At 71.3% G+C, this 23,907-nt stretch carries 30 protein-coding genes and 1 tRNA gene; 21 read left to right on the top strand and 10 right to left on the bottom strand.

What is annotated here, in order from left to right:
- The first annotated feature begins 12 nt into the window (after positions 1-12).
- A complete protein-coding gene (locus ACO1X9_RS02850) occupies positions 13-1,362 on the top strand; it encodes an MFS transporter (RefSeq protein ID WP_486349314.1) in 1,350 nt (449 codons plus the stop codon).
- On the opposite strand, the gene ACO1X9_RS02855 is transcribed toward ACO1X9_RS02850, so the two are convergent.
- Positions 1,353-1,814 carry an SRPBCC domain-containing protein gene (locus ACO1X9_RS02855; RefSeq protein WP_486349315.1) on the bottom strand — a complete coding sequence of 154 codons (462 nt, stop codon included), beginning with the start codon at positions 1,812-1,814 and terminating at the stop codon, positions 1,353-1,355. The two genes, ACO1X9_RS02850 and ACO1X9_RS02855, sit on opposite strands and share 10 nt — an antisense overlap.
- Positions 1,815-1,830: 16 nt before the next feature.
- Here ACO1X9_RS02855 and ACO1X9_RS02860 point away from each other — a divergent pair, with 16 nt between their 5' ends.
- Positions 1,831-2,151 carry an ArsR/SmtB family transcription factor gene (locus ACO1X9_RS02860; protein ID WP_486349316.1) on the top strand — a complete coding sequence of 107 codons (321 nt, stop codon included), beginning with the start codon at positions 1,831-1,833 and terminating at the stop codon, positions 2,149-2,151.
- A 15-nt stretch (positions 2,152-2,166) separates the two neighbouring features.
- Here ACO1X9_RS02860 and ACO1X9_RS02865 read toward each other — a convergent pair whose 3' ends face one another.
- Complete coding sequence (locus ACO1X9_RS02865; RefSeq protein WP_486349317.1) at positions 2,167-3,153, bottom strand: NAD-dependent epimerase/dehydratase family protein; 987 nt, start codon at positions 3,151-3,153, stop codon at positions 2,167-2,169.
- 87 nt (positions 3,154-3,240) lie between these two features.
- Between ACO1X9_RS02865 and ACO1X9_RS02870 the strand changes: the two genes are divergently transcribed.
- On the top strand, positions 3,241-3,705 hold the full coding sequence (locus ACO1X9_RS02870) for a hypothetical protein (protein WP_486349318.1): 465 nt from the start codon (positions 3,241-3,243) through the stop codon (positions 3,703-3,705).
- On the top strand, positions 3,702-4,007 hold the full coding sequence (locus ACO1X9_RS02875; RefSeq protein WP_486349319.1) for a hypothetical protein: 306 nt from the start codon (positions 3,702-3,704) through the stop codon (positions 4,005-4,007). The genes ACO1X9_RS02870 and ACO1X9_RS02875 overlap by 4 nt, the downstream gene beginning before the upstream one ends.
- 125 nt (positions 4,008-4,132) lie before the next feature.
- On the opposite strand, the gene ACO1X9_RS02880 is transcribed toward ACO1X9_RS02875, so the two are convergent.
- The gene (locus tag ACO1X9_RS02880; RefSeq protein WP_486349320.1) at positions 4,133-4,543 is read right to left on the bottom strand and encodes a DoxX family protein; all 411 of its coding nucleotides are present in this window, start codon (positions 4,541-4,543) and stop codon (positions 4,133-4,135) included.
- An 86-nt stretch (positions 4,544-4,629) separates the two neighbouring features.
- Here ACO1X9_RS02880 and serA point away from each other — a divergent pair, with 86 nt between their 5' ends.
- Entirely contained in the window at positions 4,630-6,225 is a 1,596-nt protein-coding gene (serA, locus tag ACO1X9_RS02885; protein WP_486349321.1) for a phosphoglycerate dehydrogenase, read from the top strand.
- Positions 6,226-6,269: 44 nt separating this feature from the next.
- Entirely contained in the window at positions 6,270-6,647 is a 378-nt protein-coding gene (locus ACO1X9_RS02890; protein ID WP_486349322.1) for a hypothetical protein, read from the top strand.
- An 18-nt stretch (positions 6,648-6,665) separates the two neighbouring features.
- On the opposite strand, the gene ACO1X9_RS02895 is transcribed toward ACO1X9_RS02890, so the two are convergent.
- Positions 6,666-7,547, bottom strand: a complete 882-nt coding sequence (locus ACO1X9_RS02895) for a neutral zinc metallopeptidase (protein ID WP_486349323.1) — start codon at positions 7,545-7,547, stop codon at positions 6,666-6,668.
- A 191-nt stretch (positions 7,548-7,738) separates the two neighbouring features.
- On the opposite strand from ACO1X9_RS02895, the gene ACO1X9_RS02900 reads away from it, so the two are divergent.
- The 4 genes from ACO1X9_RS02900 to ACO1X9_RS02915 all read left to right on the top strand — a co-directional run bounded on the left by ACO1X9_RS02900 (position 7,739) and on the right by ACO1X9_RS02915 (position 11,679).
- A complete protein-coding gene (locus tag ACO1X9_RS02900) occupies positions 7,739-8,707 on the top strand; it encodes a hypothetical protein (RefSeq protein WP_486349324.1) in 969 nt (322 codons plus the stop codon).
- A 20-nt stretch (positions 8,708-8,727) separates the two neighbouring features.
- The gene (locus ACO1X9_RS02905; protein WP_486349325.1) at positions 8,728-9,780 is read left to right on the top strand and encodes a 3-isopropylmalate dehydrogenase; all 1,053 of its coding nucleotides are present in this window, start codon (positions 8,728-8,730) and stop codon (positions 9,778-9,780) included.
- A gap of 26 nt (positions 9,781-9,806) precedes the next feature.
- Positions 9,807-10,919 (top strand): branched-chain amino acid aminotransferase, encoded by a 1,113-nt coding sequence (locus tag ACO1X9_RS02910; protein WP_486349326.1) that lies wholly within the window; start codon positions 9,807-9,809, stop codon positions 10,917-10,919.
- Positions 10,920-11,052: 133 nt separating this feature from the next.
- Complete coding sequence (locus tag ACO1X9_RS02915) at positions 11,053-11,679, top strand: DUF998 domain-containing protein (RefSeq protein WP_486349327.1); 627 nt, start codon at positions 11,053-11,055, stop codon at positions 11,677-11,679.
- On the opposite strand, the gene ACO1X9_RS02920 is transcribed toward ACO1X9_RS02915, so the two are convergent.
- Positions 11,672-12,286 (bottom strand): alpha/beta hydrolase family protein, encoded by a 615-nt coding sequence (locus ACO1X9_RS02920; RefSeq protein WP_486349328.1) that lies wholly within the window; start codon positions 12,284-12,286, stop codon positions 11,672-11,674. The genes ACO1X9_RS02915 and ACO1X9_RS02920 overlap by 8 nt on opposite strands.
- 74 nt (positions 12,287-12,360) lie before the next feature.
- On the opposite strand from ACO1X9_RS02920, the gene ACO1X9_RS02925 reads away from it, so the two are divergent.
- Positions 12,361-13,152, top strand: a complete 792-nt coding sequence (locus tag ACO1X9_RS02925; protein WP_486349329.1) for a fumarylacetoacetate hydrolase family protein — start codon at positions 12,361-12,363, stop codon at positions 13,150-13,152.
- Between the two features lie 19 nt (positions 13,153-13,171).
- Here ACO1X9_RS02925 and ACO1X9_RS02930 read toward each other — a convergent pair whose 3' ends face one another.
- Positions 13,172-13,945 carry a TetR/AcrR family transcriptional regulator gene (locus tag ACO1X9_RS02930; protein ID WP_486349330.1) on the bottom strand — a complete coding sequence of 258 codons (774 nt, stop codon included), beginning with the start codon at positions 13,943-13,945 and terminating at the stop codon, positions 13,172-13,174.
- A gap of 78 nt (positions 13,946-14,023) precedes the next feature.
- Here ACO1X9_RS02930 and ACO1X9_RS02935 point away from each other — a divergent pair, with 78 nt between their 5' ends.
- The 9 genes from ACO1X9_RS02935 (at position 14,024) to ACO1X9_RS02975 (ending at position 19,930) form a co-directional block, all read left to right on the top strand.
- Positions 14,024-14,974: an ATP-binding cassette domain-containing protein gene (locus ACO1X9_RS02935; RefSeq protein ID WP_486349331.1), complete on the top strand. Its 951-nt coding sequence runs from the start codon at positions 14,024-14,026 to the stop codon at positions 14,972-14,974.
- Complete coding sequence (locus tag ACO1X9_RS02940; RefSeq protein WP_486349332.1) at positions 14,971-15,756, top strand: ABC transporter permease; 786 nt, start codon at positions 14,971-14,973, stop codon at positions 15,754-15,756. The genes ACO1X9_RS02935 and ACO1X9_RS02940 overlap by 4 nt, the downstream gene beginning before the upstream one ends.
- Before the next feature lie 70 nt (positions 15,757-15,826).
- Entirely contained in the window at positions 15,827-17,062 is a 1,236-nt protein-coding gene (locus ACO1X9_RS02945) for an MFS transporter (RefSeq protein ID WP_486349333.1), read from the top strand.
- Between the two features lie 27 nt (positions 17,063-17,089).
- Positions 17,090-17,326, top strand: a complete 237-nt coding sequence (locus tag ACO1X9_RS02950; RefSeq protein WP_486349334.1) for a type II toxin-antitoxin system Phd/YefM family antitoxin — start codon at positions 17,090-17,092, stop codon at positions 17,324-17,326.
- Positions 17,323-17,703 carry a type II toxin-antitoxin system VapC family toxin gene (locus tag ACO1X9_RS02955; protein WP_486349335.1) on the top strand — a complete coding sequence of 127 codons (381 nt, stop codon included), beginning with the start codon at positions 17,323-17,325 and terminating at the stop codon, positions 17,701-17,703. The genes ACO1X9_RS02950 and ACO1X9_RS02955 overlap by 4 nt, the downstream gene beginning before the upstream one ends.
- 10 nt (positions 17,704-17,713) lie before the next feature.
- On the top strand, positions 17,714-19,210 hold the full coding sequence (gene gltX / locus ACO1X9_RS02960) for a glutamate--tRNA ligase (RefSeq protein WP_486349336.1): 1,497 nt from the start codon (positions 17,714-17,716) through the stop codon (positions 19,208-19,210).
- Positions 19,211-19,212: 2 nt separating this feature from the next.
- Positions 19,213-19,509: a DUF1905 domain-containing protein gene (locus tag ACO1X9_RS02965; RefSeq protein WP_486349337.1), complete on the top strand. Its 297-nt coding sequence runs from the start codon at positions 19,213-19,215 to the stop codon at positions 19,507-19,509.
- 74 nt (positions 19,510-19,583) lie between these two features.
- Positions 19,584-19,655, top strand: a tRNA-Gln gene (locus ACO1X9_RS02970).
- A 104-nt stretch (positions 19,656-19,759) separates the two neighbouring features.
- The gene (locus ACO1X9_RS02975; RefSeq protein ID WP_486349338.1) at positions 19,760-19,930 is read left to right on the top strand and encodes a hypothetical protein; all 171 of its coding nucleotides are present in this window, start codon (positions 19,760-19,762) and stop codon (positions 19,928-19,930) included.
- Positions 19,931-19,968: 38 nt separating this feature from the next.
- Here the strand turns inward: ACO1X9_RS02975 and ACO1X9_RS02980 are convergent, their stop codons facing one another.
- Positions 19,969-21,243 carry an ArgE/DapE family deacylase gene (locus ACO1X9_RS02980; RefSeq protein ID WP_486349339.1) on the bottom strand — a complete coding sequence of 425 codons (1,275 nt, stop codon included), beginning with the start codon at positions 21,241-21,243 and terminating at the stop codon, positions 19,969-19,971.
- A 127-nt stretch (positions 21,244-21,370) separates the two neighbouring features.
- Between ACO1X9_RS02980 and ACO1X9_RS02985 the strand changes: the two genes are divergently transcribed.
- Positions 21,371-21,769 (top strand): hypothetical protein, encoded by a 399-nt coding sequence (locus tag ACO1X9_RS02985; protein WP_486349340.1) that lies wholly within the window; start codon positions 21,371-21,373, stop codon positions 21,767-21,769.
- Here the strand turns inward: ACO1X9_RS02985 and ACO1X9_RS02990 are convergent.
- From ACO1X9_RS02990 to ACO1X9_RS03000, 3 genes are read right to left on the bottom strand one after another with little or no spacing between them, the layout of a single operon-like run.
- Entirely contained in the window at positions 21,751-22,506 is a 756-nt protein-coding gene (locus tag ACO1X9_RS02990; protein WP_486349341.1) for a hypothetical protein, read from the bottom strand. The two genes, ACO1X9_RS02985 and ACO1X9_RS02990, sit on opposite strands and share 19 nt — an antisense overlap.
- A gap of 2 nt (positions 22,507-22,508) precedes the next feature.
- Positions 22,509-23,414, bottom strand: a complete 906-nt coding sequence (locus ACO1X9_RS02995) for a rhomboid family intramembrane serine protease (protein ID WP_486349342.1) — start codon at positions 23,412-23,414, stop codon at positions 22,509-22,511.
- Positions 23,415-23,418: 4 nt separating this feature from the next.
- Entirely contained in the window at positions 23,419-23,904 is a 486-nt protein-coding gene (locus ACO1X9_RS03000) for an ATP-dependent zinc protease family protein (RefSeq protein ID WP_486349343.1), read from the bottom strand.
- Positions 23,905-23,907: the final 3 nt, after the last annotated feature.

A 23,907-nucleotide genomic window follows, 5' to 3' on the forward strand; every position in this document is an offset into this window, starting at 1 on the left:
GGCGGTACGGCGATGAGCGATCCGGCCACCGCCCCCATCGCCATCCAGCCCGGTCGCCCGTCGTGGCGCGAGCTGTTCGCCCTCTTCGGACTGCGCAACTACCGCGCCGTCGTCACCGCGCTCTTCGCGTCGAGCATCGCCTTCTGGATGTCGCGTGTGGCGATCGACTGGCTCATGCTCGAGCTCACGGGCAACCTCGCCCTCGTCGGCCTGGCGGTCACGCTGCAGTTCGGTCCAACGCTGCTGTTCGGCGCCCTCGCCGGCGTCGTCGCCGACCGCTTCCCGCGGCGCACGATCGTGATCATCACGCAGTCGGTCTCGGTCGTCAGCATGGGCACGCTCGCCGTGCTCGCCATCCTCGGCCTCGCCCAGGTGTGGCTCGTCTTCACCGTCGCCCTCATCGCCGGTGTCGCGGGTGCGATCGAGGGGCCGGCGCGCGGGGCGGTGCTCGGCCAGATCGTCGACCCGGCGCGGCTGCGCACCGCGGTGAGCATCAACGCGGGCGTCTTCCACATCGGCGGTCTCATCGGACCGGCGATCAGCGGCATCCTCATCGGCGTCGTCGGCTCGGGGTGGTCGATCGCCGTCAGCGTCGTCGTCACGATCGTCGCGCTCGTCGCGTTCGCGTCGCTGCGCACGCACGAGCTCTCGCCGGTCGTGCGTCCGGCGAAGGGTTCGGGGGGCGTACGGGTCGCCGTCCGGTACGCGACGCGCAAGCCGACGATCCTCTGGCCGCTCGTGCTGCTGTTCTTCATCGCGACCTTCGGCATGACTCTGCCCGTGCTGTTCACGGCGGCCGCCGGGGAGCGCGGGTTCGACACCGGGTCGGAAGGCTACGGGCTCTACACGTCACTCGCCGCCGTCGGGGCGGTCGTCGGCGCAGTGCTCTCGGCGCGGAGGAAGTCGCTGCGGCTGCGCTCGATCGCCTTCCTCACGGGGGCCTACGGCCTGGCGATCCTGATCGCCGGCGTCGTGCCGATCTACGGGGTGTTCCTCGGCGGCGTCGTCGCGCTCGGGGTGTTCCGCATCCTGTTCGCCACGGGCGCGGATGCCATGGTGCAGCTCTCGTCGAACCCCAGCATCCGCGGTCGCGTGATCGCGATCTACACGATCGTGCTCATGGGCGGGCAGGCCGCGGGCGGCCTCATCATCGGCTGGATCGCGGAGGTGATCGGCATGCACGTCGCCTTCGCGGTGGCGGGCGGGGTGCCGCTCGTCGCGGCGATCGTCGTCGCCGGCATCCTCGCGTTCCGGCACGAGCTCACCCTCAAGGTCAACCTGCGCGACTTCCGCCGGGTGGTGCGGATCGTCAAGCGACGTCGACCCGCCGCCCCGCCGTCGACCTCGCGAGATCAGGCGTAGAAACCGTCGCGCAGGTTGATCCCGTGCTCGAGCCAGACGCGCATCGCCATGAGCATCCCGGTCCACCCCTCGCAGTTGCCGAACGCGTTCTTCGCGCCGTCGGGCGTCGCGCGCCACGACGACTCGGTGATCGTCACGAGGGTGCGGCTTCCTCCGTCGATCGGCTCGAACTCGAACGTCGTCGTCGTGTACGGCTCGACCGATTCGTTGCCGTCCCAACGGATCACGATGCGGCGCGGCGGGTCGGCCTCGACGACCGTCACGGGGAATTCCCCGGGGAAGTCGTGGAAGTCCCAGTGGGCGGTCGCTCCGGTCTCGAGTCGCCCGCGAGCGCCGCCCGTCGCGAAGTACTGCGACAACTGGCCGGGGTCGGCGACCGCCTCGTACACCTCGGCTGCGGGCCGCGACACGCGACCCGACACGGTGAAGCTCAGTTCCTTCAGCTCAGTCATGTTGTATTTTTACAACATGATTGAGGACGACGGCAAGGGCGACGACGACGCCGTCTTCCGGGCGCTCGCCGCACCCGTGCGCCGGCGCATGCTCGACGCGCTCAAGGAGTCGACGCTCACGACCGGCGCCCTGTGTGCGGCGTTCCCGGAACTCGACCGCACGACGGTGCTCCAGCACCTCCGCGTCCTCGAAGACGCCGAGCTCGTCACCGGTCGACGGCTCGGACGCGAACGGCACCTCGCGCTCGCGCCGCTGCCGATCAAGCGCCTCCACGACCGGTGGATCGGCGACTACGCCCGCGCCGCCGTCGAACTCCTCGGCCGGCTCGACGACTGAGCGCCGTCGCGCCGTCTACGCGAACTCGGCGAGCAGGGCGAGCTCGTCGGCATCCGACAGCCCTGCTCCAAGCATGATCTCCGGATGCGCCTCCCGCCAGGCGAGCGTGTCGGCGAGCGTCTCGGCGAGGGGGCGACGGCGCAGCCCGAGCGACTCGGCGCGCGCCGTGCTGTTCGAGTTGAGTCCCACCGCCTCGGCCGGGAGCCAGAGGGGCAGCGACCGCGGACCCGACCACGGCTGCACCTCGTGCGCTTCGAGCCATGCGTCGTCGACCGGCACGGGCACCGCTCGCCCGCCCGCAACCTGACGCGCGATCGCGAGGTGCTCGGCGAGGGTGAAGGTCTCGCCGCCGACGTTCGCGATGCCGGGCGCGCGGGTCTCGGCGGCATCCACGAGCCACGCGGCGAGGTCTCGCACGTCGATGAGCTGCACGGGATGCGCCGCCTCGGGCACGAGCACGCGACCGTCGACCGACGAGGGATGCGCGAATCGCCACGGCCAGTAGACGCCGCGTCCGGACCGATCACCGGGCCCGCCGATGAGACTCACGCGGGCGACGTGCGACCGCTCCTCGCCGAGCGCGGCGAGCACGAGGCGTTCACAGGCGACCTTCGCCGGCCCGTACTCCGACATGTCGGCCATGACGTCGGCGTCGAGCGGGTCGAACGTCGCGCCGGATTCGTCGCGCCCGATCTCGGCCGGGTCGGAGTACACCGAGCTCGTCGAGACGAGCACCCAGTGCGTCGTGCGCTCCGCGAGCGCGTCGACCGCCGCGCGCACCTGGCCGGGCTGACGTGCGACGTCGATCACGGCATCCCAGTCACCTGTCGCCTCGTCGAAGGCGGGCGGCGCCGTGCGGTCGGCGCGCAGGAATCGCGCACCCTCCGGCACCGCGCCCGACTCGCCGCGGGCGAGGGCCGTGACGTCGTGCCCGCGGGAGACGGCGTCGGCGACGACGAGGGAGCCGAGCCAGGCGGTACCGCCGAGGACGAGAATGCGCATGCGCGTAGTCCAGCACGCGGACGGGGCGCGGGCGAGGGGCTCCGCCGAGAGCGGACCGCACCGCGCTGACCCGGGTAGCGTGAACGGGTGGCCCGACCGCACGACGACAGCATCGACGAGGACGACGACGCCCTCCGCTGGGCGGGTGACGAGGAGCAGGGGCGGGCCGCGCCGCGCCTCGGGACCGACGCCGCCACCGCGACCACCGCGGCCGACGACGCCGAAGTCGAGGAGACGCCCGGAGGCCGAGGCCGCCGCGCCGCGACCGTCGGTTTCGCCGTCCCCTACCTCGCGCTCACGATCGGCTGGGTGTTCTCGGTGCAGCTCGCCGACAGTCCGGCTCAGCTCTTCCCGGCGATCCTCTGGCAGTTCGGCGAGTTCCTCGCGATGCTCGCCGGGCCGCTCTGGTTCGCCGCGACGCTCAACCTCACGCGCGACTTCCGGCCCCGGGTGCGCGTCGGCTGGCTCGCGCTCGGCACCCTCGTGCTGCTGCCGTGGCCGATCATCCTGCGGTTCCTCGCCGCCCTCCAGGTCGCCGGGAGCCTCTCGTGATCGTCGTCGCCCTCGTCTTCGCGGTGCTCTTCGCGCTCGCGCTCGTCAGCCCGGTGTCCGACCTGGTCGCGTTGCCCGGCCTCTACGAGGCGTACGGGATCGGGGATGCCGTGCCGTGGCCGCTGCTCGTGCTCGCGGTCGCCGTGCCGCCCGCCCTGTACGTCGCGGGCCTGCTGGTGAGCCGCGGCCGCAGCCCGTTCGCCCGCGCGCTCATCCTGACGGTCGCCCTCGCGGCATCCTTCGCCCTGTACTTCGGCATCGTCGCCCTCGTCGGCGCGATCCAGCCCCCGCTCTCGTTCTGACACTTTCGGCGGGTTAGTTGCACATTGCTGCGTCTTCCGGGCGCAGTCTGCAACTGGCTCGCGGCTCCAGGAGATGGCCTGCCCGCCAGTTGCAGAACGTCGCCGGAGAACGCAGCAATGTGCAACTAACGCGACAGTCCGTCGAGGGGCCAGGCGGCGAGCAGCACGAGGGCGGCGAGCAGCACCTGCCCCACCAGACGCGGCCAGAACGGGATGGCGGTGCGGCCGAAGCGTTGCGGGTCGCGTGCAGCGTAAGCGTTCGCGGGGAACACCGCCGCGAGGAAGACGACGAGGCAGATGCCGGCCGCGAGCCGGACGCCGTCCCACGGGACGAGCATCCCTATCCCGCCGAGCAGTTCGCAGACACCGGTGATCACGACGAGAGCCGCGGGCCAGCCGGGGCGGCGCAGCGGTGGAGGGATCATCGCCCGCATGCCGCGGGCGACCTTCGGCACGAAGTGCAGCACCCCCATCAGCACGAAGACCGCGGCGACCGCGAACCGCAGGGCGAGTTGCGTCGTGTGAAGCGCGTCCATGAGCCCATCGTCGCACTGGCTAGACTCGGGGGCGCTGCATCCGCCCACCACCGAAGCAGCACTCGTCGACCTCTGGAGAAACCTCAGTGGCCAAGCCGATCGTCCTGATCGCCGAAGAACTCTCTCCCGCCACCGTCGAGGCCCTCGGGTCCGACTTCGACATCCGCTCGGTCGACGGCACCGACAGGCCCGCCCTGCTCGCCGCTCTCGCGAGCGCGAGTGCGGTGCTCATCCGATCGGCGACGCAGATCGACGCGGAAGCGCTCGCTGCCGCCCCCGAGCTCAAGGTCGTGGCGCGCGCGGGCGTCGGCCTCGACAACGTCGACATCAAGGCGGCGACCGAGGCCGGCGTCATGGTGGTCAACGCGCCGACGTCGAACATCATCAGTGCCGCCGAGCTCACGATCGGCCACATCCTCTCGCTCGCGCGCCACATCCCGGCCGCCCACGCGTCGCTCGCGGCCGGCGAGTGGAAGCGCTCGAAGTACACCGGCACGGAGCTCTACGAGAAGACCGTCGGCATCATCGGCCTCGGCCGCATCGGCGCCCTGATCGCCGCGCGGCTGCAGGCGTTCGGCGTCGAGATCGTGGCCTACGACCCGTACGTCACGGCGACCCGGGCCCAGCAGCTCGGGGCGACGCTCGTGCCTCTCGACGAGTTGCTGGAGCGCAGCGACTTCGTGACCATCCACATGCCGAAGACGCCCGAGACGACGGGCATGATCGGCACGGCCGAGCTGAAGCGCATGAAGAACACCGCGTACGTGGTGAACGTCGCCCGCGGCGGGCTCATCGACGAGGACGCGCTCCACGACGCGCTCACGAGCGGCGAGATCGCCGGCGCGGGGCTCGACGTCTTCGTGCAGGAGCCGCCGGTCGAGAAGAAGCTGCTCCCGCTGCCGAACATCGTCGTCACGCCGCACCTCGGGGCGTCGACCGACGAGGCGCAGGAGAAGGCCGGCGTCTCGGTCGCGCGCAGCGTGAAGCTCGCGCTCGAGGGCGAGCTGGTTCCGGATGCCGTCAACGTCGCCGGGGGAGTCATCGACCCGTTCGTGCGGCCGGGCATCGCGCTCGCCGAGAAGCTCGGCCAGGTGCTGGCCGGCGTCGCGGGACACGAGGCGCTCACGAGCCTCGAGGTCGACGTGCGCGGCGAACTCGCCGCCTACGACGTGAGCGTCTACCGGCTCGCGGCGCTCAAGGGCTACTTCACCAACCTCGTCACCGAGAACGTCTCCTACGTCAACGCCCCGCTGCTCGCCGAACAGCGCGGCATCACCTCGACGCTCACCGTCAGCGAAGACAGTGTCGACTACCGCAACACGACGACACTGCGCGGCGTGCTCGGCGACGGCTCGGTCGTCGAGGTGGCGGGAACTCTCGCCGGCACCAAGATGGCGCAGAAGATCATCGGGCTGAACGGCTACGACATCGAGGTGCCGCTCGCCGACCACCTCATCGTGATGACCTACGAAGACCGCCCGGGCATCGTCGCGACCTTCGGGCGCGAGCTCGGCGACGCGAAGGTCAACATCGCGGGCATGCAGATCGCGCGGCAGCGCGCCGGCGGGCAGGCGCTCAGCGTGCTCACGGTCGACTCGCCCGTGCCCGACGAGGTGCTCGAGCGCATCGCGGACGCGATCGAGGCGACGAGCCTGCGCGCGATCGAGGTCGTCGAGGCCTGAGTCAAGCCCCGCCGACACACTCCTGCCCCCGATAGGGTTCGGAGATGACGAACGCTCAGACTCCGCAGCCTTACCCGCCCACGCCCGCCGCCCCGACCGGGAACGCGGCCGGGGCCGCGGCCCTCGTCATCGGCATCATCGTGGTCGCCTTCGGAGTGACGCAGCAGGTCCTCGGCTACACCGCGTCGCTCTGGATCGACGCGGTCGGCGGGTTCGACCAGATGGGGGTGCTGTTCACCGGCATCTCGCTCGTGTCGGGCGCGTTCGCGATCGCCGGGGTCATCGCCGGGGCGGTCGGCATCCAGCCGTCGCGCGGACGCGGCCGGCCGGCGGCGGCGGCCGGCCTCGCGCTGTCGGCGGCCCACCTGCTGGGCACCCTCGTCGGCTTCGTCATGCCGCTCCTCCTCGATCTGTTCCTCTGAGACCCGAGGCGGGCACGTTCAGTCGGCGTCCGCCTCCGTCGGGTCGTCGGTGCGCCAGTACGTGCTCACGCACGCGTTCGGGTCACCGGCGCCGAATTCGGCGTTCCCCTGGTAGCCGAGCAGGAACGCGTCCGTGCGCTGCTCGGCGGTGCCGTGGTCGACGACACCCGGGGAGTCGCCGATGACCGCGAGCACCGCGCCCGCCTCCTGGAGGTCACCCGTCTCGAGCGCACCCTTCGCATAGGCGGTCGCGGTCCAGTTGCCGGCGAAGCAGTCGGCCATGAGCTCGAACCACATCACGTGGCCGAGCGGGGGAGCGTCGAGCTGCATCGCGAGCTCGAAGGTGATGTGATGCCCGAACTCGTGGGCGACCACGAGCGCGGCGCCGAAGTCGCCGCCGACCTCGATCGGCATCCCGAAGGCGTCGCCGAGCCACATCCGCTGCATCGTCTCGGCGCCGAACATGATCGCGCCGACCGGGTCGCCGTTCTCGTCGGCCGAGCCGTCGAGGGAGCAGAAGAACGCGTTGTTGGTGTCGCTCTCCATGACGATCGGCTCGTCGTAGCCGCAGTTGCTCACCCACGGCTCGTCGCCGGGTTGCACGATGACGTACTCGAGCACGGGCTCCTCGAGTCCGGATGCGAGGAAGTACTCGGTCCAGACGGCGTCGGCGTCTTCGATCACGGCGATGAGGAACTGCTCCACCTCCTCGAGCGAGGGCGGGCCGTCGAGGTCGAGGCGCGGCGGGATGTCGCCGTCGACCGCGACGGGAAGCTCGGCCGCGTCGGCGATGGTCGGCACGGGGGCGGGCACCGGTGCGGCGGCGGGGGCGACGCAGCCGGCGAGGACGGCGACCGCGGCGAGCCCGGCGAGGGCGGGAAGGAGTCTCGGGACTGTCATGCCGACAGGATGCCCACGCACTGCCTTCCCCCGTCCGCCCGCTCGCGTTCTGCAACGCCGCTGCAACGTCCCCGGGTAGTGGTGGCGGCCCCCTCGGGATGCCGCTACCTTCGCGGGTAGATCAGGCGTCACGCTGCCCTGGACCACCCCCGAGGTCCTCGACGCCTCCGTCCCCCCGAACGGAAACCCGCATGACCGTCGTCACCCGCACCTCCGCCCGCCTGCTCGTGCTGCTGCTCGCCGTGGTCGCCTTGCTCGCGGCCCAGTCGTGGAGCGCGGGCCCGGCCCGGGCCGCCGGAGCACCGGTGTACGACTCGATCCCCGCGTCACCGCCGAAGTCCTACCCCAGCCTCGGCTATCAGGCGACGCAGACGGCGGAGTTCGGCGACCTCGTCGAGCTCTCCGGCACCGATCGCGACCTCGAGACCGTCACGGTCGGGCTCGTGAGTTGGGCCTGCGAGTCGGGCAGCTGGAGCGCGGCCTGCATCACGACGCCGGGCACCTCGTTCACCCACGACATCACGATGAACATCTACGAGGAGGGCGTCGCCCCGGCCCCCGGTGCCGCGCTGGCCACGCTCACGAAGTCGGTCGCGGTGCCCTTCCGTCCGACGTCCGACCCGACATGCCCCTCGGCGACCCAGTGGCGCGACCCGGTCTCGAGCTCGTGCCAGAACGGCTTCCTGTTCCTCGAGGAGTTCGACTTCGCGCCGCTCGTCGTGAGCCTCCCCGATCGGGTGATCGTCACGATCGCCTTCAACACGAATACCTGGGGCGCGGCTCCGATCGGCGCCCCCGGCCCCTATGAGTCGCTCAACGTCGCGGTCGTGAACACGACGCCGACCGTGGGCACCGACGTCGACACCGACTCGATGTACTGGAGCGGTGGTGCAGGCCCCTCGGCGCTCGCGGCGGACACCGGGTGGCAGAACCCGTCGCCGCAGTACGGACTCTCCCTGCGTATCGTGGCGACCGATCTGCTCTCGACGCTGCCCCTCCCGGGCGGCGGCGGAGGTCCGGCCGGCGGCGGTCTGCCGACCCTCGCCGCGACGGGATCGGAGCCGAGCCCGGTGACCGGCATCCTCGGCGTGGCCGTGCTGCTCGTCGGCGTCGCGCTCGTCGCAGCGGCACCGCGTCGCTCGGGAGCCCACCGCGCGTAGCCCCGAATAGGCTGTGGGTCGTGACCCGCACCATCGACCTGGCCCTCATCCCCGGCGACGGCATCGGACCGGAGGTGGTCGCGGAAGCCCTCAAGGTGCTCACGGCGGCGCTCGGGTCGGATGCCGAGCTGACGACGACCGAGTACCCCTACAGCGCGCGGCACTACCTCGAGACCGGCGTCATCCTCGAGGATGACGACCTCGCAGCACTCGCGAAGCACGAGGCGATCCTCCTGGGCGCGGTCGGCGGCGACCCGCGTGACCCGATGCTCGCGGGCGGCATCATCGAGCGGGGCCTGTTGCTCAAGCTCCGGTTCGCGTTCGACCACTACGTGAATCTGCGTCCGACGAAGCTGCTGCCGTCGGTGACGAGCCCGCTCGCGAATCCCGGTGACGTCGACTTCGTCGTCGTGCGGGAAGGAACCGAGGGACCGTACGTCGGCAACGGCGGCGCTCTCCGCGTCGGCACACCCGCCGAGATCGCCACCGAGGTGAGCGTCAACACCGCCTACGGCGTGCAGCGCGTCGTGAAGTACGCGTTCGACCTCGCGTCGAGGCGGCGCAGCAAGGTCACGCTCGTGCACAAGACCAACGTGCTCGTGCACGCCGGCGGATTGTGGGCGCGCGCCGTGCGCGAGGAGGCGGCCCATCACCCGGGAGTGGAGTGGGATTACCTCCACGTCGACGCCGCGACGATCTTCCTCGTGACCGACCCTGCTAGGTTCGACGTGATCGTCACAGACAACCTCTTCGGCGACATCCTCACCGATCTGGCCGGCGCCATCAGCGGCGGGATCGGACTGGCGGCCTCGGGCAACATCAACCCCGACGGCACGTTCCCCTCGATGTTCGAGCCCGTACATGGCTCGGCCCCCGACATCGCGGGACAGCGGAAGGCCGACCCCACGGCCGCGATCCTCTCCACCGTTCTCCTGCTCGACTCGCTCGGGCTCGCGGAGGCGGCGAGGCGGATCGAGGACGCCGTGACGGCGGACCTGGCCGAACGAGGAGCGACCCCGCGGACGACGGACGAGGTCGGCACTGCCATCGCCGCCCGTCTGGCCGCAGACTAGACACGAACGCTTCGAACGGAGCCACCATGACGATCATCAACCTGCCCATGGCCACGCCCGACCTGCTCTGGCAGGTCACGAAGAACGACGCCGCGAAATCGGCGGAGACGCGCGCCGAGATCCTCGCGGATCCGGGCTTCGGAAAGTTCTTCACCGACCACATGGTCGACATCTGCTGGTCGGAGAGGGGCGGCTGGCACCGCCCGCGCGTGCAGCCGTACGGCCCGATCTCGCTCGACCCCGCAGCGGCGGTGCTGCACTACTCGCAGGAGATCTTCGAGGGGCTGAAGGCCTACCGTCACGCCGACGGTTCGATCCACACCTTCCGCCCGATGTCGAACGCCGCGCGACTGCGTCGTTCGGCGAAGCGTCTCGCGCTGCCGGAGCTTCCCGAGGAGTACTTCCTCGATTCGATCAAGCAGCTCGTCGCCGTCGACGCCGACTGGGTGCCGACGGCGCCCGAGACGAGCCTCTATCTGCGGCCGTTCATGTTCGCCAAGGAGGCGTTCCTCGGCGTGCGGCCGGCGGCGAAGGTGAATTACTACCTCATCGCGAGCCCCGCGGGCGCCTACTTCCACGGCGGCGTGACACCGGTGAGCATCTGGCTCTCGACCGACTACGCCCGCGCGGGCAAGGGCGGCACCGGGGCCGCGAAGACCGGGGGAAACTACGCGTCGTCGCTCGTCGCCCAGGCCGAGGCCTACGAGCATGGCTGCGCGCAGGTGCTGTTCCTCGACGGTGACGGTGTCTACCTCGAGGAGCTCGGCGGCATGAACGTCGTGCTCGTCACGCGCGACGGACGGCTCATCACGCCGGCGAGCGACAGCATCCTCGAGGGCATCACGCTCGACTCGATCCTGCAGCTCGGTCGCGACCGCGGCCTGCGCACCGAGCAGCGCAAGGTCACGCTCCAGGAGTGGATCGACGGTGTCGCCTCGGGCGAGATCGTCGAGGCCTTCGCGTGCGGCACCGCGGCGGTCATCACACCGATCGCCGAGCTCAAGGGCGAGAGCGTCTCGATCGTGATGCCCGAGCCGGAGGGTGAGCGGGTGTCGATGTCGCTGCGCCAGGAGCTCACCGACATCCAGTACGGCCGCGTTCCCGACCGGCACGGGTGGATGGTGCGCCTCACCGACTGAGGTCGGCTGCTCGCCCGGAAAGGCCCCTCCGCCCGGCGTGGAGGGGCCTTTCCGCGCAGAGAGCGCCAAACGTTGAACCGATGAGTGCAGTGTCCTATAGTGAACCAAACGGTTCACCTAAAGGAGCATCGCCATGACCCGACCCACCCGGCACCTCCGCGTGCTGCTCATCGGCGGCATCGTCGCCGCACCGCTCTTCGTCGCACTCTGGGCGCTCCAGGCGTTCACGCGCGACGGCTTCCGGCCGACGTTCCATCCGCTCAGCCTGCTCGCGCTCGGTGAGGGCGGAGGGGTGCAGATCGCGAACTTCGTGATCACCGGCCTCCTGCTCGTCGGCGCGGGCCTCGGCCTGCACCGCGCGACGGGTGCGCGCACCGTCGCCGTGCTGACGGCGCTCATGGGCATCGGCCTCGTGATCGCCGGGGTGTTCGTGACCGACGCCGGTGCAGGATTCCCCGCAGGCGCGCCCGAGGGTGCCCCGACCATGAGCTGGCACGGCGCGGTGCACGAGGTCGGGTTCGTCCTGACCCAGCTCGCCTTCGTGGTGCTCGCCCTCGTGCTCGTCGCGCGATTCGCCCGCGCCCGCCGGTGGGGGTGGATGCTCGCGAGCCTCGTCGCGCTCCTCGCCGCCGTCGGGGTCGCCGCCCTCGGATCGCCGGAGACCCTCGCGATCCGGCTCGTGGCGAGCTCCGCGATCGAACTCGGGTTCGTGGCGGCCGTCGCCGGAGACGCCCTTCGGCGAGAGCCGCGGCCTAGCTGACGCGCGTGACGAAGGCGGCCACGGCATCCGCCGCGGTGTCGAGATGCTGCGCGTGCGTGAAGCCGCTCAGCGCCGTGCGCGGCCGGAGGTCGTGGTCGCCGTCGTCGAGCCAGAGCAGGTCGATCGTCGGGGGCAGGCCGTACGCCGCCACCTCGTCGGGCGAGCCGAACGGGTCGCGCGTGCCCTGCACGACGAGGGTCGGCGTGCGCAGCGCGAGCAGGTGGGCGGTGCGCGGCTGCGTCGGCCTCTCCGGCGGATGCCACGGGTACGACAGGCAGGCGAGGCCGGCGACGGTGCCGGCAGCCAGTCCCTCGTCGGCGACCATCGATGCGACGCGTCCGCCCATCGACCGCCCGCCGATCACGACGCGCCCACCGACCTCGGCGAGCACCGTGCGGTACTCGTCGAGCAGGGTGTCGGCGCGCGGCGGCGGGCGGCGCACCCCGTCGCGGCGGGCCGCCATGTACCCGAACTCGAAGCGCACCACGCGGATGCCGCGCGACGCGATCCGGGACGCCACGTCGGTCATCCCGCGCGAGTCCATCGCCGCGCCCGCGCCGTGGGCGAGCACGAGCGTGGGGCCGTCACCGTCGATGAGGAGTTCCACGAGACCATCCTGGCGTCCCGTGCAACGGATGCGTGCGAAACGCGAACGCACGGGCCGGGCTAGGCTCGGACATCGTGAAGGTCGCCCGGTTCGCCACCCCGGATGCCGCCCCCCGGTTCGGCGTCGTCGACGGCGAGGATCTCGTCGTGCTCGCCTCCGACCCGCTGTTCGCGGGATTCGAGACCACGGGGGAGCGCATCCCGCTCGCCGACGCCCGCCTGCTCGCGCCGGTCATCCCGCGCTCGAAGGTCGTGTGCGTCGGGCTCAACTACGCGGACCACCGCACCGACATGGCGGGCAACGTCGACGCGCCGGAGAACCCGCTCATCTTCCTGAAACCGAACACCGCGGTGATCGGTCCGGGGGAGGCGATCCAGATGCCGCCCGTCGAGGGGCGCATCACGCACGAGGCGGAGCTGACGATCGTCATCGGCAAGGTCGCGAAGCAGGTCAAGGCGGAGGACTGGGAGCAGTACGTCTTCGGCTACACGATCGCGAACGACGTGTCGGCGCGCGACCAGATGTTCGCCGACGGCCAATGGGCGCGGGCGAAGGGGTACGACACGTTCTGCCCGATCGGACCGTGGATCGAGACCGAGCTCGACCCGACGAACCTCGAGATCAGCTCGACCGTCGACGGGGAGCCCCGGCGGCACGGCAACACGCGCGACCTCATCCACAAGATCCCCGATCTCATCGCCTACATCTCCGACGTCTGGACGCTCCTGCCGGGCGACATCATCTGCACCGGCACGCCCTCGGGGCTCGGCGGGTTCCTCGACGGGCAGAAGGTCGAGATCACGATCGAGGGCATCGGCACGCTGAGCAACCCGGCCCGCTACCGCGACGGGGCGCCCGCGGCCTGACGCACGCGCTCCCGACGGATCAGCGCAGCAGCGCCTCGACGCCGTCGAGCAGCAGCCCGAGCCCGAAGACGTACGCCCGGTCGGGGTCGCCGAGTCCGTACTCCTGTCCGGCGGCCGCGCCGACGCGATTCGAGACCTCCCAGTCGCCGTCGGTCATGACCTCCTCGAGCACGGGCGCGTTGAGCTCCCACCACTCGAGATCGCTCATGCCGGAGGCCGTGCGGCTGCGTTCGGCGACGACCCGGCTCTGCGCGGCGCCCGCGACGTAGGCGGTGACGGCGGTGATCACCTGGTCCATCTGGAGGTCGTCGAGTCCGACGCCGTCGACGGCTCGGAGCTGCCACTCGTAGCGGGTCGACTCGCCGGGTCCGAGCCAGGGGCGTCCGATCTGCAGGTCGATGAGCCAGGGATGCCGCAGGTACTCCTGCCAGAGATCGTCGGCGACGCGCGTGAGGTTCTCGCGCACGCCTCCCGTGTGCGGCGGACGCTCGCCCTCGGCGGCGACGGAGTCGCGCACGAGTCCGAGCAGGGCGGCGCGGTCGGGCACGTAGGTGTAGAGCGTCATGACGCCGATGCCGAGGCGGTCGGCGACGCGGCGCATCGAGAACGCGTCGAGGCCCTCCTCGTCGGCGAGGGCGGTCGCGGCGGCCACGACCTCGTCGACGCTGAGCTTCGCGCGGGGACCGCGCGCACCGCGGGGATCGCCGAGTCCGCGCCGCCAGAGCAGCCGCAGCACGCGCGTCGGGTCGCCGCTGTTGTCGGCGGCGCGCGGGTTCGCGGCGGGCTGGTCCATGTCCCTAGCCTACTTTCTCCGTACGGTGTACGATCAAGCTCCGCACTAATCAGTACAACGTACGAAGTAAGGAGTTCCATGAGTTCGACACCCCCGCTCGTCGCCCGCGGGTTGCGCAAGAACTACCGCGCGACCGCCGCCCTCGACGGATTCGACCTCGAGGCCGGCCCCGGCATCCACGGTCTGCTCGGCGCCAACGGCGCGGGCAAGAGCACCGCCGTCAACGTCTTCACCACGCTCACCCGACCCGACGCCGGGGAAGCCTGGGTGGCCGGCCACGAGGTGCGCCGCGACCCGCGCGCCGTGCGCCGTGCGATCGGACTCGTCGGGCAGGCGCACGCCGTCGACGAGGTGCTCGGCGGGCGCGAGAACCTCGTCATGTTCGCCCGACTGTTCGGGCTCGGTACGCGCGCCGCAACCGCGCGTGCCGACGAGCAGCTCGAGCGGTTCGGGCTCACCGAGGCGGCGACGAAGGCGGTCGGCGGCTACTCGGGCGGCATGCGGCGACGCCTCGACATCGGCGTCGCCCTGCTGCTCGACCCCGCCGTGCTGTTCCTCGACGAGCCGACGACCGGCCTCGACCCGCGGGCACGCAACGAGGTCTGGCGTGCCGTGCGCGAGGTCGCCGGTCGCGGCACCACGGTGCTGCTCACGACGCAATACCTCGACGAGGCAGACCAGCTCGCCGCCCGCATCTCGGTGATGGATGCCGGCCGCGTGATCGCGGAAGGCACCCCCGACGAGCTGAAGCGCGCGATCGGAGGCGACCGCATCGTCGCCACCCCGAGCGACGCCGAGCAGCTGACGCGTACCGCCGAGGTGCTCGGTGAGGCGATGGGCGTGCCCACGGTCGCCGACCGCGACTCCGGGAAGGTGACCGTCACCGCCCCGGCCGGGCTGGCATCCCTCTCGCTCGCCCTGACGTCGCTCGAGGCGGCCCGGATCGAGCTCGCCGACCTGGAGCTGCGCCGTCCGACCCTCGACGACGCCTTCCTCGCCCTCACCGACCGCAGCAAGGAGAACGCATGAGTACGACGACCCTCGGACACGCCGGAGTCCTGACCACACGGGTGCTGCAGCACTGGCGCCGCCAGCCCGCGACGCCGCTCTTCGGGCTCGCCTTCTCGATCATGCTGCTGCTGATCTTCGCCCTGCTGTTCGGGGGAGCGATGCGGGTGCCGGGCGCCGACGAGGGGTACATCTCGTTCCTGCTGCCCGGCATGCTCACCCTGGCGATGATGTTCGGCGTCGAGGCGACGATGAGCGCGATCACGACCGACTCGAAGAAGGGCATCACCGATCGCTTCCGGTCGATGCCGATCTCGAGCGGTGCGGTCGCCCTCGGTCGCAGCGGTGCCGACATGATCACCTCGGTCGTCGAGCTCGGAGTGCTCATCGTCGGCGGGCTGCTCATCGGCTGGCGCATCGAATCGGGGCCGCTCGGCGCGCTCGCCGCGATCGGACTGCTGCTGTGGCTGCGTTTCGCGCTGCTCTGGGTCGGCATCTTCCTCGGGCTGACGCTGCGCAGCGACGGGGCGACGACGGCCGTGCAGGTGCTCGTCTGGCCGCTCGGCTTCGCCTCGAACGTGTTCGTCGCGCCGGAGACGATGCCCGCCTGGCTCGGCGCGATCGCCCAGTGGAACCCGATCTCGGCGACCGCGACGGCGGCACGCGAGCTGTTCGGCAACCCGACCGGGATCACCTCGGGGTGGCTCGCCGAGGCGGCCGTCCCGCTCGCGATCGCCTGGCCCGCGGTGCTGTTGCTCGTGTTCATGCCGCTCTCGGCGCGCGCCTTCCGCCGGCTCCGGTGAGCCGGCTCCGTGGGTGCGCTCAGGTGAGCCGCGCGTGATCGGTGCGGGGGCGGTCGTAGGCTCGACAGCGATGACCGCCCCCGCCCTCAGCGACCACGACGTCGCCCGCATCCGCCGCCGCAGCCACGCGGTGATCATCGCCGGCCAGGCGCTCGCCGGCATCGGCATGGGGGCGACCTTCTCCGCCGCCGCCCTGCTCGCGACCGAGCTGTCCGGGTCGCCCGCCTGGTCGGGCACCGCGACGACGATGTCGACGCTCGGCGCGGCCGCCGCCGCGGTGCCGCTCGCCCGACTCGCGCGACGATCCGGACGCTCGCCGGCCCTCGCGACCGGTGCGGGCATCGCGGCCCTCGGCGCCGTGCTCGGTCTCGTCGCGAGCGCGGTCGACGTCTTCCCGCTCTTCCTCGTCGCGATGGCGATGCTCGGCGTCGGCACCGCGGTGAACCTGCAGTCGCGGTTCGCCGCGACCGACCTGTCCGAGCCCGGTCGGCGCGGCCGCGACCTGTCCGTCGTGGTCTGGTCGACGACCCTCGGCGCCGTGCTCGGCCCGAACCTCATCGGCCCCGGCGACGTGCTCGGCCTCGCGATCGGGTTGCCCACGCTCTCCGGCGTGTTCGTGTTCGCGCTCGCGGCGCAGCTCGTCGCGGTCGCGATCTACCGCTTCGCCCTCCGGCCCGATCCGCTGAAGACCGCCGAGCGGCTCGGGGTCGAGCGCGGCGTCCCCGCCGTCGAGGCCCGTGCCGCCGACCGGAACGGCGTGCTCACCGGCATCCTCACCCTCGCGCTCAGCCACGCGACGATGGCGTCGGTCATGGCGATGACGCCCGTGCACCTGGTCGACCACGGCGCGACCCTCGTGATCGTCGGACTCACCATCAGCCTCCACGTCGCCGGCATGTACGGGCTGTCGCCGCTGTGGGGTGTGCTCTCCGACCGCTGGGGCCGCGAGCCCGTCATCGGCCTCGGGCAGGGCATGCTGCTCGCGGCCCTGCTGTGCACGTCGTTCGGCGCCGAGTCGTCGGGCTGGGTGCTCGCGGGCCTCATCCTGCTCGGCCTCGGCTGGAGCGCCGCGACCGTCTCGGCATCCGGTCTCGTCACCGACAGTGCCGAGCCCGCGCGCCGCACGATCGTGCAGGGGCGCGCCGACCTCACCATGAGCCTCGCCGGCGCCGTGGGTGCGGGCAGCGCCGGGCTCGTGCTCGCCCTGATCGGATACTCGGGGCTCTCGTTCGTCGCGATGGCGCTCGTCGCCGTCGTGCTCGGCGCCCTCGCCATCCGGACAGCGGGGCGGCGCGCGCTGGTCTGACCAGACTTGACCAAGTACGATCGGGCCATGAGCGCCGTCAACATCTACGAGGCCAAGACGCAGCTGTCGAAGCTCGTCGCGCGGGCGGAGGCGGGGGAGGAGATCACCATCTCCCGCAACGGCCGGCCCGTCGCACGCCTCGTCCCGGTCGCCCGGCGCACGGCCCCTCGCGTGCCGGGTGCGTTGAAGGGCCAGTTCTGGATGGCCGACGACTTCGACGACTTCACGCCGCAGGACGAGGCCGACTGGTACGGCGACGAGTGAGCATCCTGCTCGACACCCACATGGTGATCTGGTGGCTCGATGACGCGCCCGAACTGCCTGTTTCGGTGGCGGGCGCGATCGCGGATCCCGACGCCGCGGTTCTCGTCTCGGCGATCTCGTTGGCCGAGATCTCGGTCAAACGTTCCGTCGGCAAGCTCCGGGCACCGTTCATCCCCGACGCGCTGCTCGACGAGAACGGCCTCGAGGTGCTCGACTTCACCGCGTCGCACGCTCGACGGATGCTCGACCTTCCCCTGCATCACCGCGACCCGTTCGATCGGATGCTGATCGCCCAGGCGCTCGAGGGGAACCACCTCTTCGCGACGATCGATCGGCGGGCGTCGGTCTACGGAGTCCGGATGCTCGGCGCGGCCTAAGCTCGACCCGATGTCCTCCCTCCCGTTCTCCACCGCCACGGGCGCCGACGTGCGCGTCCGCTTCTGCCCGTCGCCCACCGGCACCCCGCACGTCGGCATGGTGCGCACGGCGCTCTTCAACTGGGCCTACGCGCGTCACACCGGCGGCAAGATGGTATTCCGCATCGAAGACACCGATGCGGCCCGCGACAGCGAGGAGAGCTACCTCCAGCTGATCGACGCGCTCACCTGGCTCGGCATCGACTGGGACGAGGGCGTCGAGAAGGGCGGCCCGCACGAGCCCTATCGGCAGTCGCAGCGCACCTCCATCTACCTCGAGCTCGTCGAGAAGCTAAAGGATGCCGGGCTCCTCTACGAGAGCTACGTCACGCCCGAGGAGATGGAGGCCCGCAACGTCGCGAACGGCCGCGATCCGCGCCAGGGTTACGACAACTTCGAGCGGTCGCTCACGGAGGAGGAGCGCGCGGCGTTCCGGGCCGAGGGGCGGTCGCCGAGCCTGCGCCTGCGGGTGCCCGACACCGACCTCTCGTTCACCGATCTCATCCGCGGCGAGATCACCTTTCCCGCCGGTTCGTTCACCGACTTCGTCGTCGTGCGCCCGAACGGCGCGCCGCTCTACACCTTCGTGAACCCCGTCGACGATGCGCTCATGGGCGTGACGCACGTGTTCCGCGGCGAGGACATCCTGTCGTCGACCCCGCGGCAGATCGCGCTCTACCTCGCGCTCATCGAGATCGGCGTCACCGACGTCATCCCGCAGTACGCGCACATGCCGCTCGTCTACGGCGAGGGCTCGAAGAAGCTGTCGAAGCGCGACCCCGAGTCGAGCCTCTTCGCGCACCGCGAGCGCGGCTTCGTGCCCGAGGGGCTGCTCAACTACCTCGCGCTGCTCGGCTGGTCGATCGCCGCCGACCGCGACGTGTTCACGCAGGAGGAGTTCGTCGCCGCCTTCGACATCCGCGACGTCAACCCCAACCCCGCGCGCTTCGACCAGAAGAAGGCCGACGCCATCAACGGCGACCACATCCGGATGCTCGCGCCCGCCGACTTCGAGGCGCGCCTCGTGCCCTACCTGTCGGGGCTCGTGTCCGACCCGCCGACGGCGGGGGAGGCCGCGATCCTGCGCGAGGCCGCCCCTCTCGTGCAGGAGCGCATGACGGTGCTCTCGGAAGCTCCCGGGCTGCTCGCGTTCCTCTTCACCGCCGACGACGCTCTCGAGTACGACGCCGACGCGCTGCCGAAGGATGCCGACCAGGCCCGGCTCGTGCTCGACGCGTCCTACGCGGCGCTCACGCAACTCGACGACTTCTCCACCGCCGCGATCGAGGAAGCGCTGCGACGCGAGCTCATCGACGGCGCCGGCCTCAAGCCGCGCGACGCGTTCGGGCCGTTGCGCACCGCGATCTCCGGACGCCGGATCTCGCCGCCGCTCTTCGAGTCGATGGAGATCCTCGACAAGGAGTCGACTCTGACGCGACTCGAGCGGTTCCGTCGGAAGCTCGGCTGATCGTGGCGAAGCTCGAGCACCCCGTCACGCTCGATCACGAGTTCATCGCGCCGATCGGCGTCGACGTGAAGGGCGAGGTCTGGGCCTGCGTCGAGATGCCCGGATCGGCCGAGTTCTTCGGAACCGGGTCGACGGTGCGCGTGGATGCCGTGGTCGACGGGGTGCCGCTGCCGAACGTGGGACTCATGCCGACAGGCACCGGCGGGCACATGCTGTCGCTCAATGCGAAGCTGCGCGCACAGCTGGCCAAGGGCATCGGCGACGAGGTCACGGTGCGACTCGAGCGCCGTCTGAGCTGACTCGCGCCATCGGTCCGACAGAGCGCTCGCGTACGGTAATGTGGTCACTCGGTCCGGGCTTCGGTTCGGTGCCCTGGGGTATGGTGTAATTGGCAACACAGCGGTTTCTGGTACCGCCATTCTTGGTTCGAGTCCAGGTACCCCAGCACGTCGAAACCCCCGCTCGTCGGGGGTTTTCTCGTCCCCTGCGCGATTCGCCGGATTCCGCAACCCCTGACGGCCTCACCGCGATCCGGCGTACCGTCGCGCCGTGAGCGACACGAATCAGAACATGGACACCAGCCCCGACAGCGAAGCGGACACCGCGTCGGGAGGTGGCGCGGAGCCCCGAGGTGACGACCACCGCGACACCAGCACACCCGCCACCGACGAGGCCGCGACCGACGACGACGGCACCCCGGTCGAGAACCCCGCGGGCTGATCGGCCTCGTGCGTCGAGTCGCCTCCGGGTGACTCGCCCTACAGGTGCGCCCCGCAGCGCCGCGCGGCGAGCAGCGCAAGCGACCGGGTCGAGCGCAGCAGCTCCTCGATCGCGACCTGCTCGCGCGGGGCGTGCGCGAACCGCACGTCGCCCGGGCCGTAATGCAGGGTCGGGATGCCTCCGATCCCCGAGTAGAGCCGCAGGTCGCTGCCGTAGGGGGCGGCGCCGAGGGGCGCCTCGCGGCCCTCGGCATCCCGGATCGCCTGTCCCATCTCGCCGATGAGCGGGTGCCCCGCCGCGATGCCGCCGCTCGCGAACTGCCCGCCCGGCCAGGTCACCGTGACCGGGTTGTCGTGCAGCCACGGGTCGGCGCGGGCGGCCTCGGCGACGACGGCCTCGAACTCTGCTCGTGCGACCGCCGGCTCCTCGCCGAGCCGCACGCCGAGGCGCCCTTCGGCGACCAAGAGGTCGGGAACGCTGCTGGCCCAGTCTCCCGCGCGGATCGTGCCGATCGAGAGCGGGTAGGGCAGCGGGTTGTCACCGAAGAGCGGGTCGATGCGGGTGTTGCGCGCGCGCTCGAGTTCGATGAGAGCGCTGTAGAGGGGGAGGAATGCGTCGAAGGCGCTGTAGCCCTCGCGTCGCGTGCTGCCGTGGGCCGCGCGTCCCGGCACCCGCAGCTCGAACGTGAGGGCGCCCGCGTTCGCGACGACGATCCGCTCGCTCGTCGGCTCGGTGAGCACGGCGACCTCGCCTCGGTGCCCGCGCAGCATCGTCGCGAAGGCGCCGAGTCCGCCGTCCTCCTCGCTCACGACCGAGTGCATCGCGAAGGGCCGCTCGAGCGCGACGCCCGAGGCCACGAGCGCGCGGGCGACGGCGAGGTTCGCGGCCGCCCCTGCCTTCATGTCGCACGCGCCCCGACCGTGCACGACGCCGTCGCGCACGTCGCCCGAGAACGGGTCGCGATCGATCCACTTGTCGAGGTCGCCCGTCGGCACGACGTCGACGTGCGACTGCAGCACGAGCGCCGGCATCCCGTCACCGCCGAGGGTTCCGACGACGCCGTAGCCCTCACCGCGCGGCGCCTCGGTACCCGGGAAGTCGGGATGCGACTCGAGTGAGGGGAGGTCGAGCTTCCAGGCATCCACCGAGAACCCCAGCTCGGTGAGCTGCCCCGCGGCGCGGTGCTGCAGGTCGGACTCGGCGTCGGTGCCGGTGACGCTCGGCACCCGGATGAGGTCGATCAGCTCGCGCACGAGCGCCTGGTCGTCGATCGCCGCGAGCACCCGCTCCTCGGCACGCGTCAGCTCCGTCACTCCGCACCTCCGCCCCCGACCGTAGCCGACCGGATGACCGTCGCGAGTCGCGGATCGACCGGGAGGACGACGCGGATCGCTCGCCCTGCCGACGCGCCGTCGCCGGTGGGTGGGGTGGGCTGGACGCATGACCATTTCCCACCGCCTCCTGCCCGCCGCCGCGCTCGTCCTCGCCGTCCCACTGCTCGCCGGCTGTCAGGCGTTCGGGATCAACGAGGAGTACGACGCGTTGTACCCGAACCTCGAGAACGCGCAGGAGTCGTGGGATGCCGTGAAGATCCCGAAGCTCGTGCCTGACGATGCCCGCACCATCCGGATCGCGTACAACACGATCGACGAGGGACAACTCATGTCGTTCACCTCGGAGACGGGGTTGACCGCCGACTACTGCGAGGAGGGCGACGTCGTCGGCACCCCTGCTTTCGAGCCCGGGTGGTGGCCCGCCGAGGAGCTGCCGAGCGCCGGGTGGGTGTGCGGCGACTGGAGCGTCGTCGTCGACGGCGACCGCTACCTCGTCTGGGACTGATCCGTCGAGTGCCGTAGCTCGGCGTCCCGCGCGAGCACGGTGAGGATGGCCGTGACCGCGACGACGAGCACGAGCAGCGCGCGCACGATCCAGAGCACGAGCTCGGAGGCGACCTCGTACCAGCCGGGGATGCCGAGCAGCGCGCTCACGATCTGCACGACGGTCAGGCGGTCGAACTCGACCCCGCCGAACGCGACGATCGCGATGACGATGAGCGCGACGATGACGAGCACGGTCGCCGACACGGTCGCGCCGTTCGGGCCGCGACCGACCACGACGCCCGACGCCGGCACCGGGGAGCCGCCCAACCATCGCGCCCGAGCGTGACGCAGCAGGGTCGCGGCGGGCAGCACGACGACGCCCCAGATGAGGATGCCGAACGCGATCCCCAGCGCGATGATGAAGGTGAACCCGCCGAGCGTCGCGAGCATCCCGCCGACGGTCTCGGCCGCGTAGTACCGCGGCTCGAGGAGCGTGGCCGGGATGCCGAGGAACAGCAGTCCGAGCGCGACCCCGCCCACCCACGGGAGCAGCGCGACGACGAACCTCTGGTCACCGTGCTTCGGCCGCGCGATCTCGACGAGCGCCGCCGTCGCGAACGCCGGGATGCCGAAGAGGGCGGTCATCGACGCCGCGCCGTCGTTCGCCGAGGCGTCGAGCAGCAGCATCGGGATCACCGCGACGACGAGCGCGAGGGCGACGACCGCGGCTTTCCACACGGTGGCGACGGCGGGCACGGTCAGAGGCCGTAGTAGGCGGGGGCCGCGACGACGAAGAGCACGAAGACGACGATCAGCGCCGCGGCGATGCCGGCGACGGCGAGCACCTGCGTGCGGCGCTGCTCGGGTCGACGGGTGCGCGAGTACACGGCGGCGATCCCGGCGCCGACCGCGAGCCCGCCCAGGTGGGCCTCCCACGCGATGCCGCTCGCGAGGAAGCCGATGACGACGTTGATGGCGAGCACGATCGCGAGCTGACCGATGTTGACGCCGATGGCCTTGCGCAGGGGGATGTAAGCGCCGAAGAGGCCGAAGATCGCGCCGGACGCTCCGACCGCGACGACGCTCGGCGACAGGAACCCGCCCGTCAGCTCGATGCTGGCGCCCCGGGTCGCGACGGCGAGCGCGTAGAGCGCGACCGCGCCCAGCGAGCCGCCCAGGCCCGAGATCAGGTAGAGCGCGAGGAACCGCGCGCGGCCGAGGAACGACTCGAGCGCCGGGCCGAGGGCGTAGAGCGCGTAGAGGTTGAACAGGATGTGGATGAACGTCGCGGGGGAGTGCAGGAATGTCGAGGTGAGCAGCCGCCACGGCTCGGCGCCGACGATGCGCGCGTCGAATTGCCACGCCTGGGTGAGCCAATGGCCGGTGAGCCACTGCGCCGCGTAGGCGAGCACGATGAGCCCCATGAGCACGAAGGTGACGATCGAGCGTCGCGGGACGAGCGTCTGCGTCCAGCTCCCCGCGCGACGCACGGCCGGGGTCTGCGCCCCTCGGACGCACTCGGGACACTGCACGCCGACGGCCGCCTGGTTCTGGCACTCGGGGCAGATGTGCCGCCCGCAGCGCTGGCAGCTGATGTAGGTGGGCCGGCCGGGATGCCGGTAGCACGTCGGCGGGGCGTCGGTGGCGGCGTTCGGGTCGGTCACCCGCCTATTCTTCCGGACGTCCCCTGTTTCGACGCCGCACGGGCTTGGGCGCGCGCCCCCCGAGGAACGACCTGCCCGACGCGACGGCGAATCCGCGCCGCAGCGCCTCGCGACCGATGAGCATCCGGAAGCCCATGGCATCCCGGTTCGTGAGCGTCACCTCGGCGTCGACCTCCCGGCCGATGAGGACAAGCCGCATGAGCACGACGATGCGCTCCTCGACGTGGCCCGACGACGACCGCACGCGCCGTCGGTCGTGCACGGGGCACTCGACGAGCGTCTCGTCGTCGGCCGACTCCTGCCAGGGTCGTACGCGGAAGCGCACCCACTCGTCGCCGTCGCGCTCGAAGACCTTGATCTTGTAGGCGTGGAGCGACGACGTGCGGGCGCCGGTGTCGAGCTTCGCCTTGATCCAGGGGATGCCGATGCCGGGGAGCTGAACCCATTCCCGCCACCCCGCGAGGGTGTTTGAATGGGTGGGCTCGTTCACGCC

Source organism: Pseudolysinimonas sp. (genome assembly GCF_057350545.1).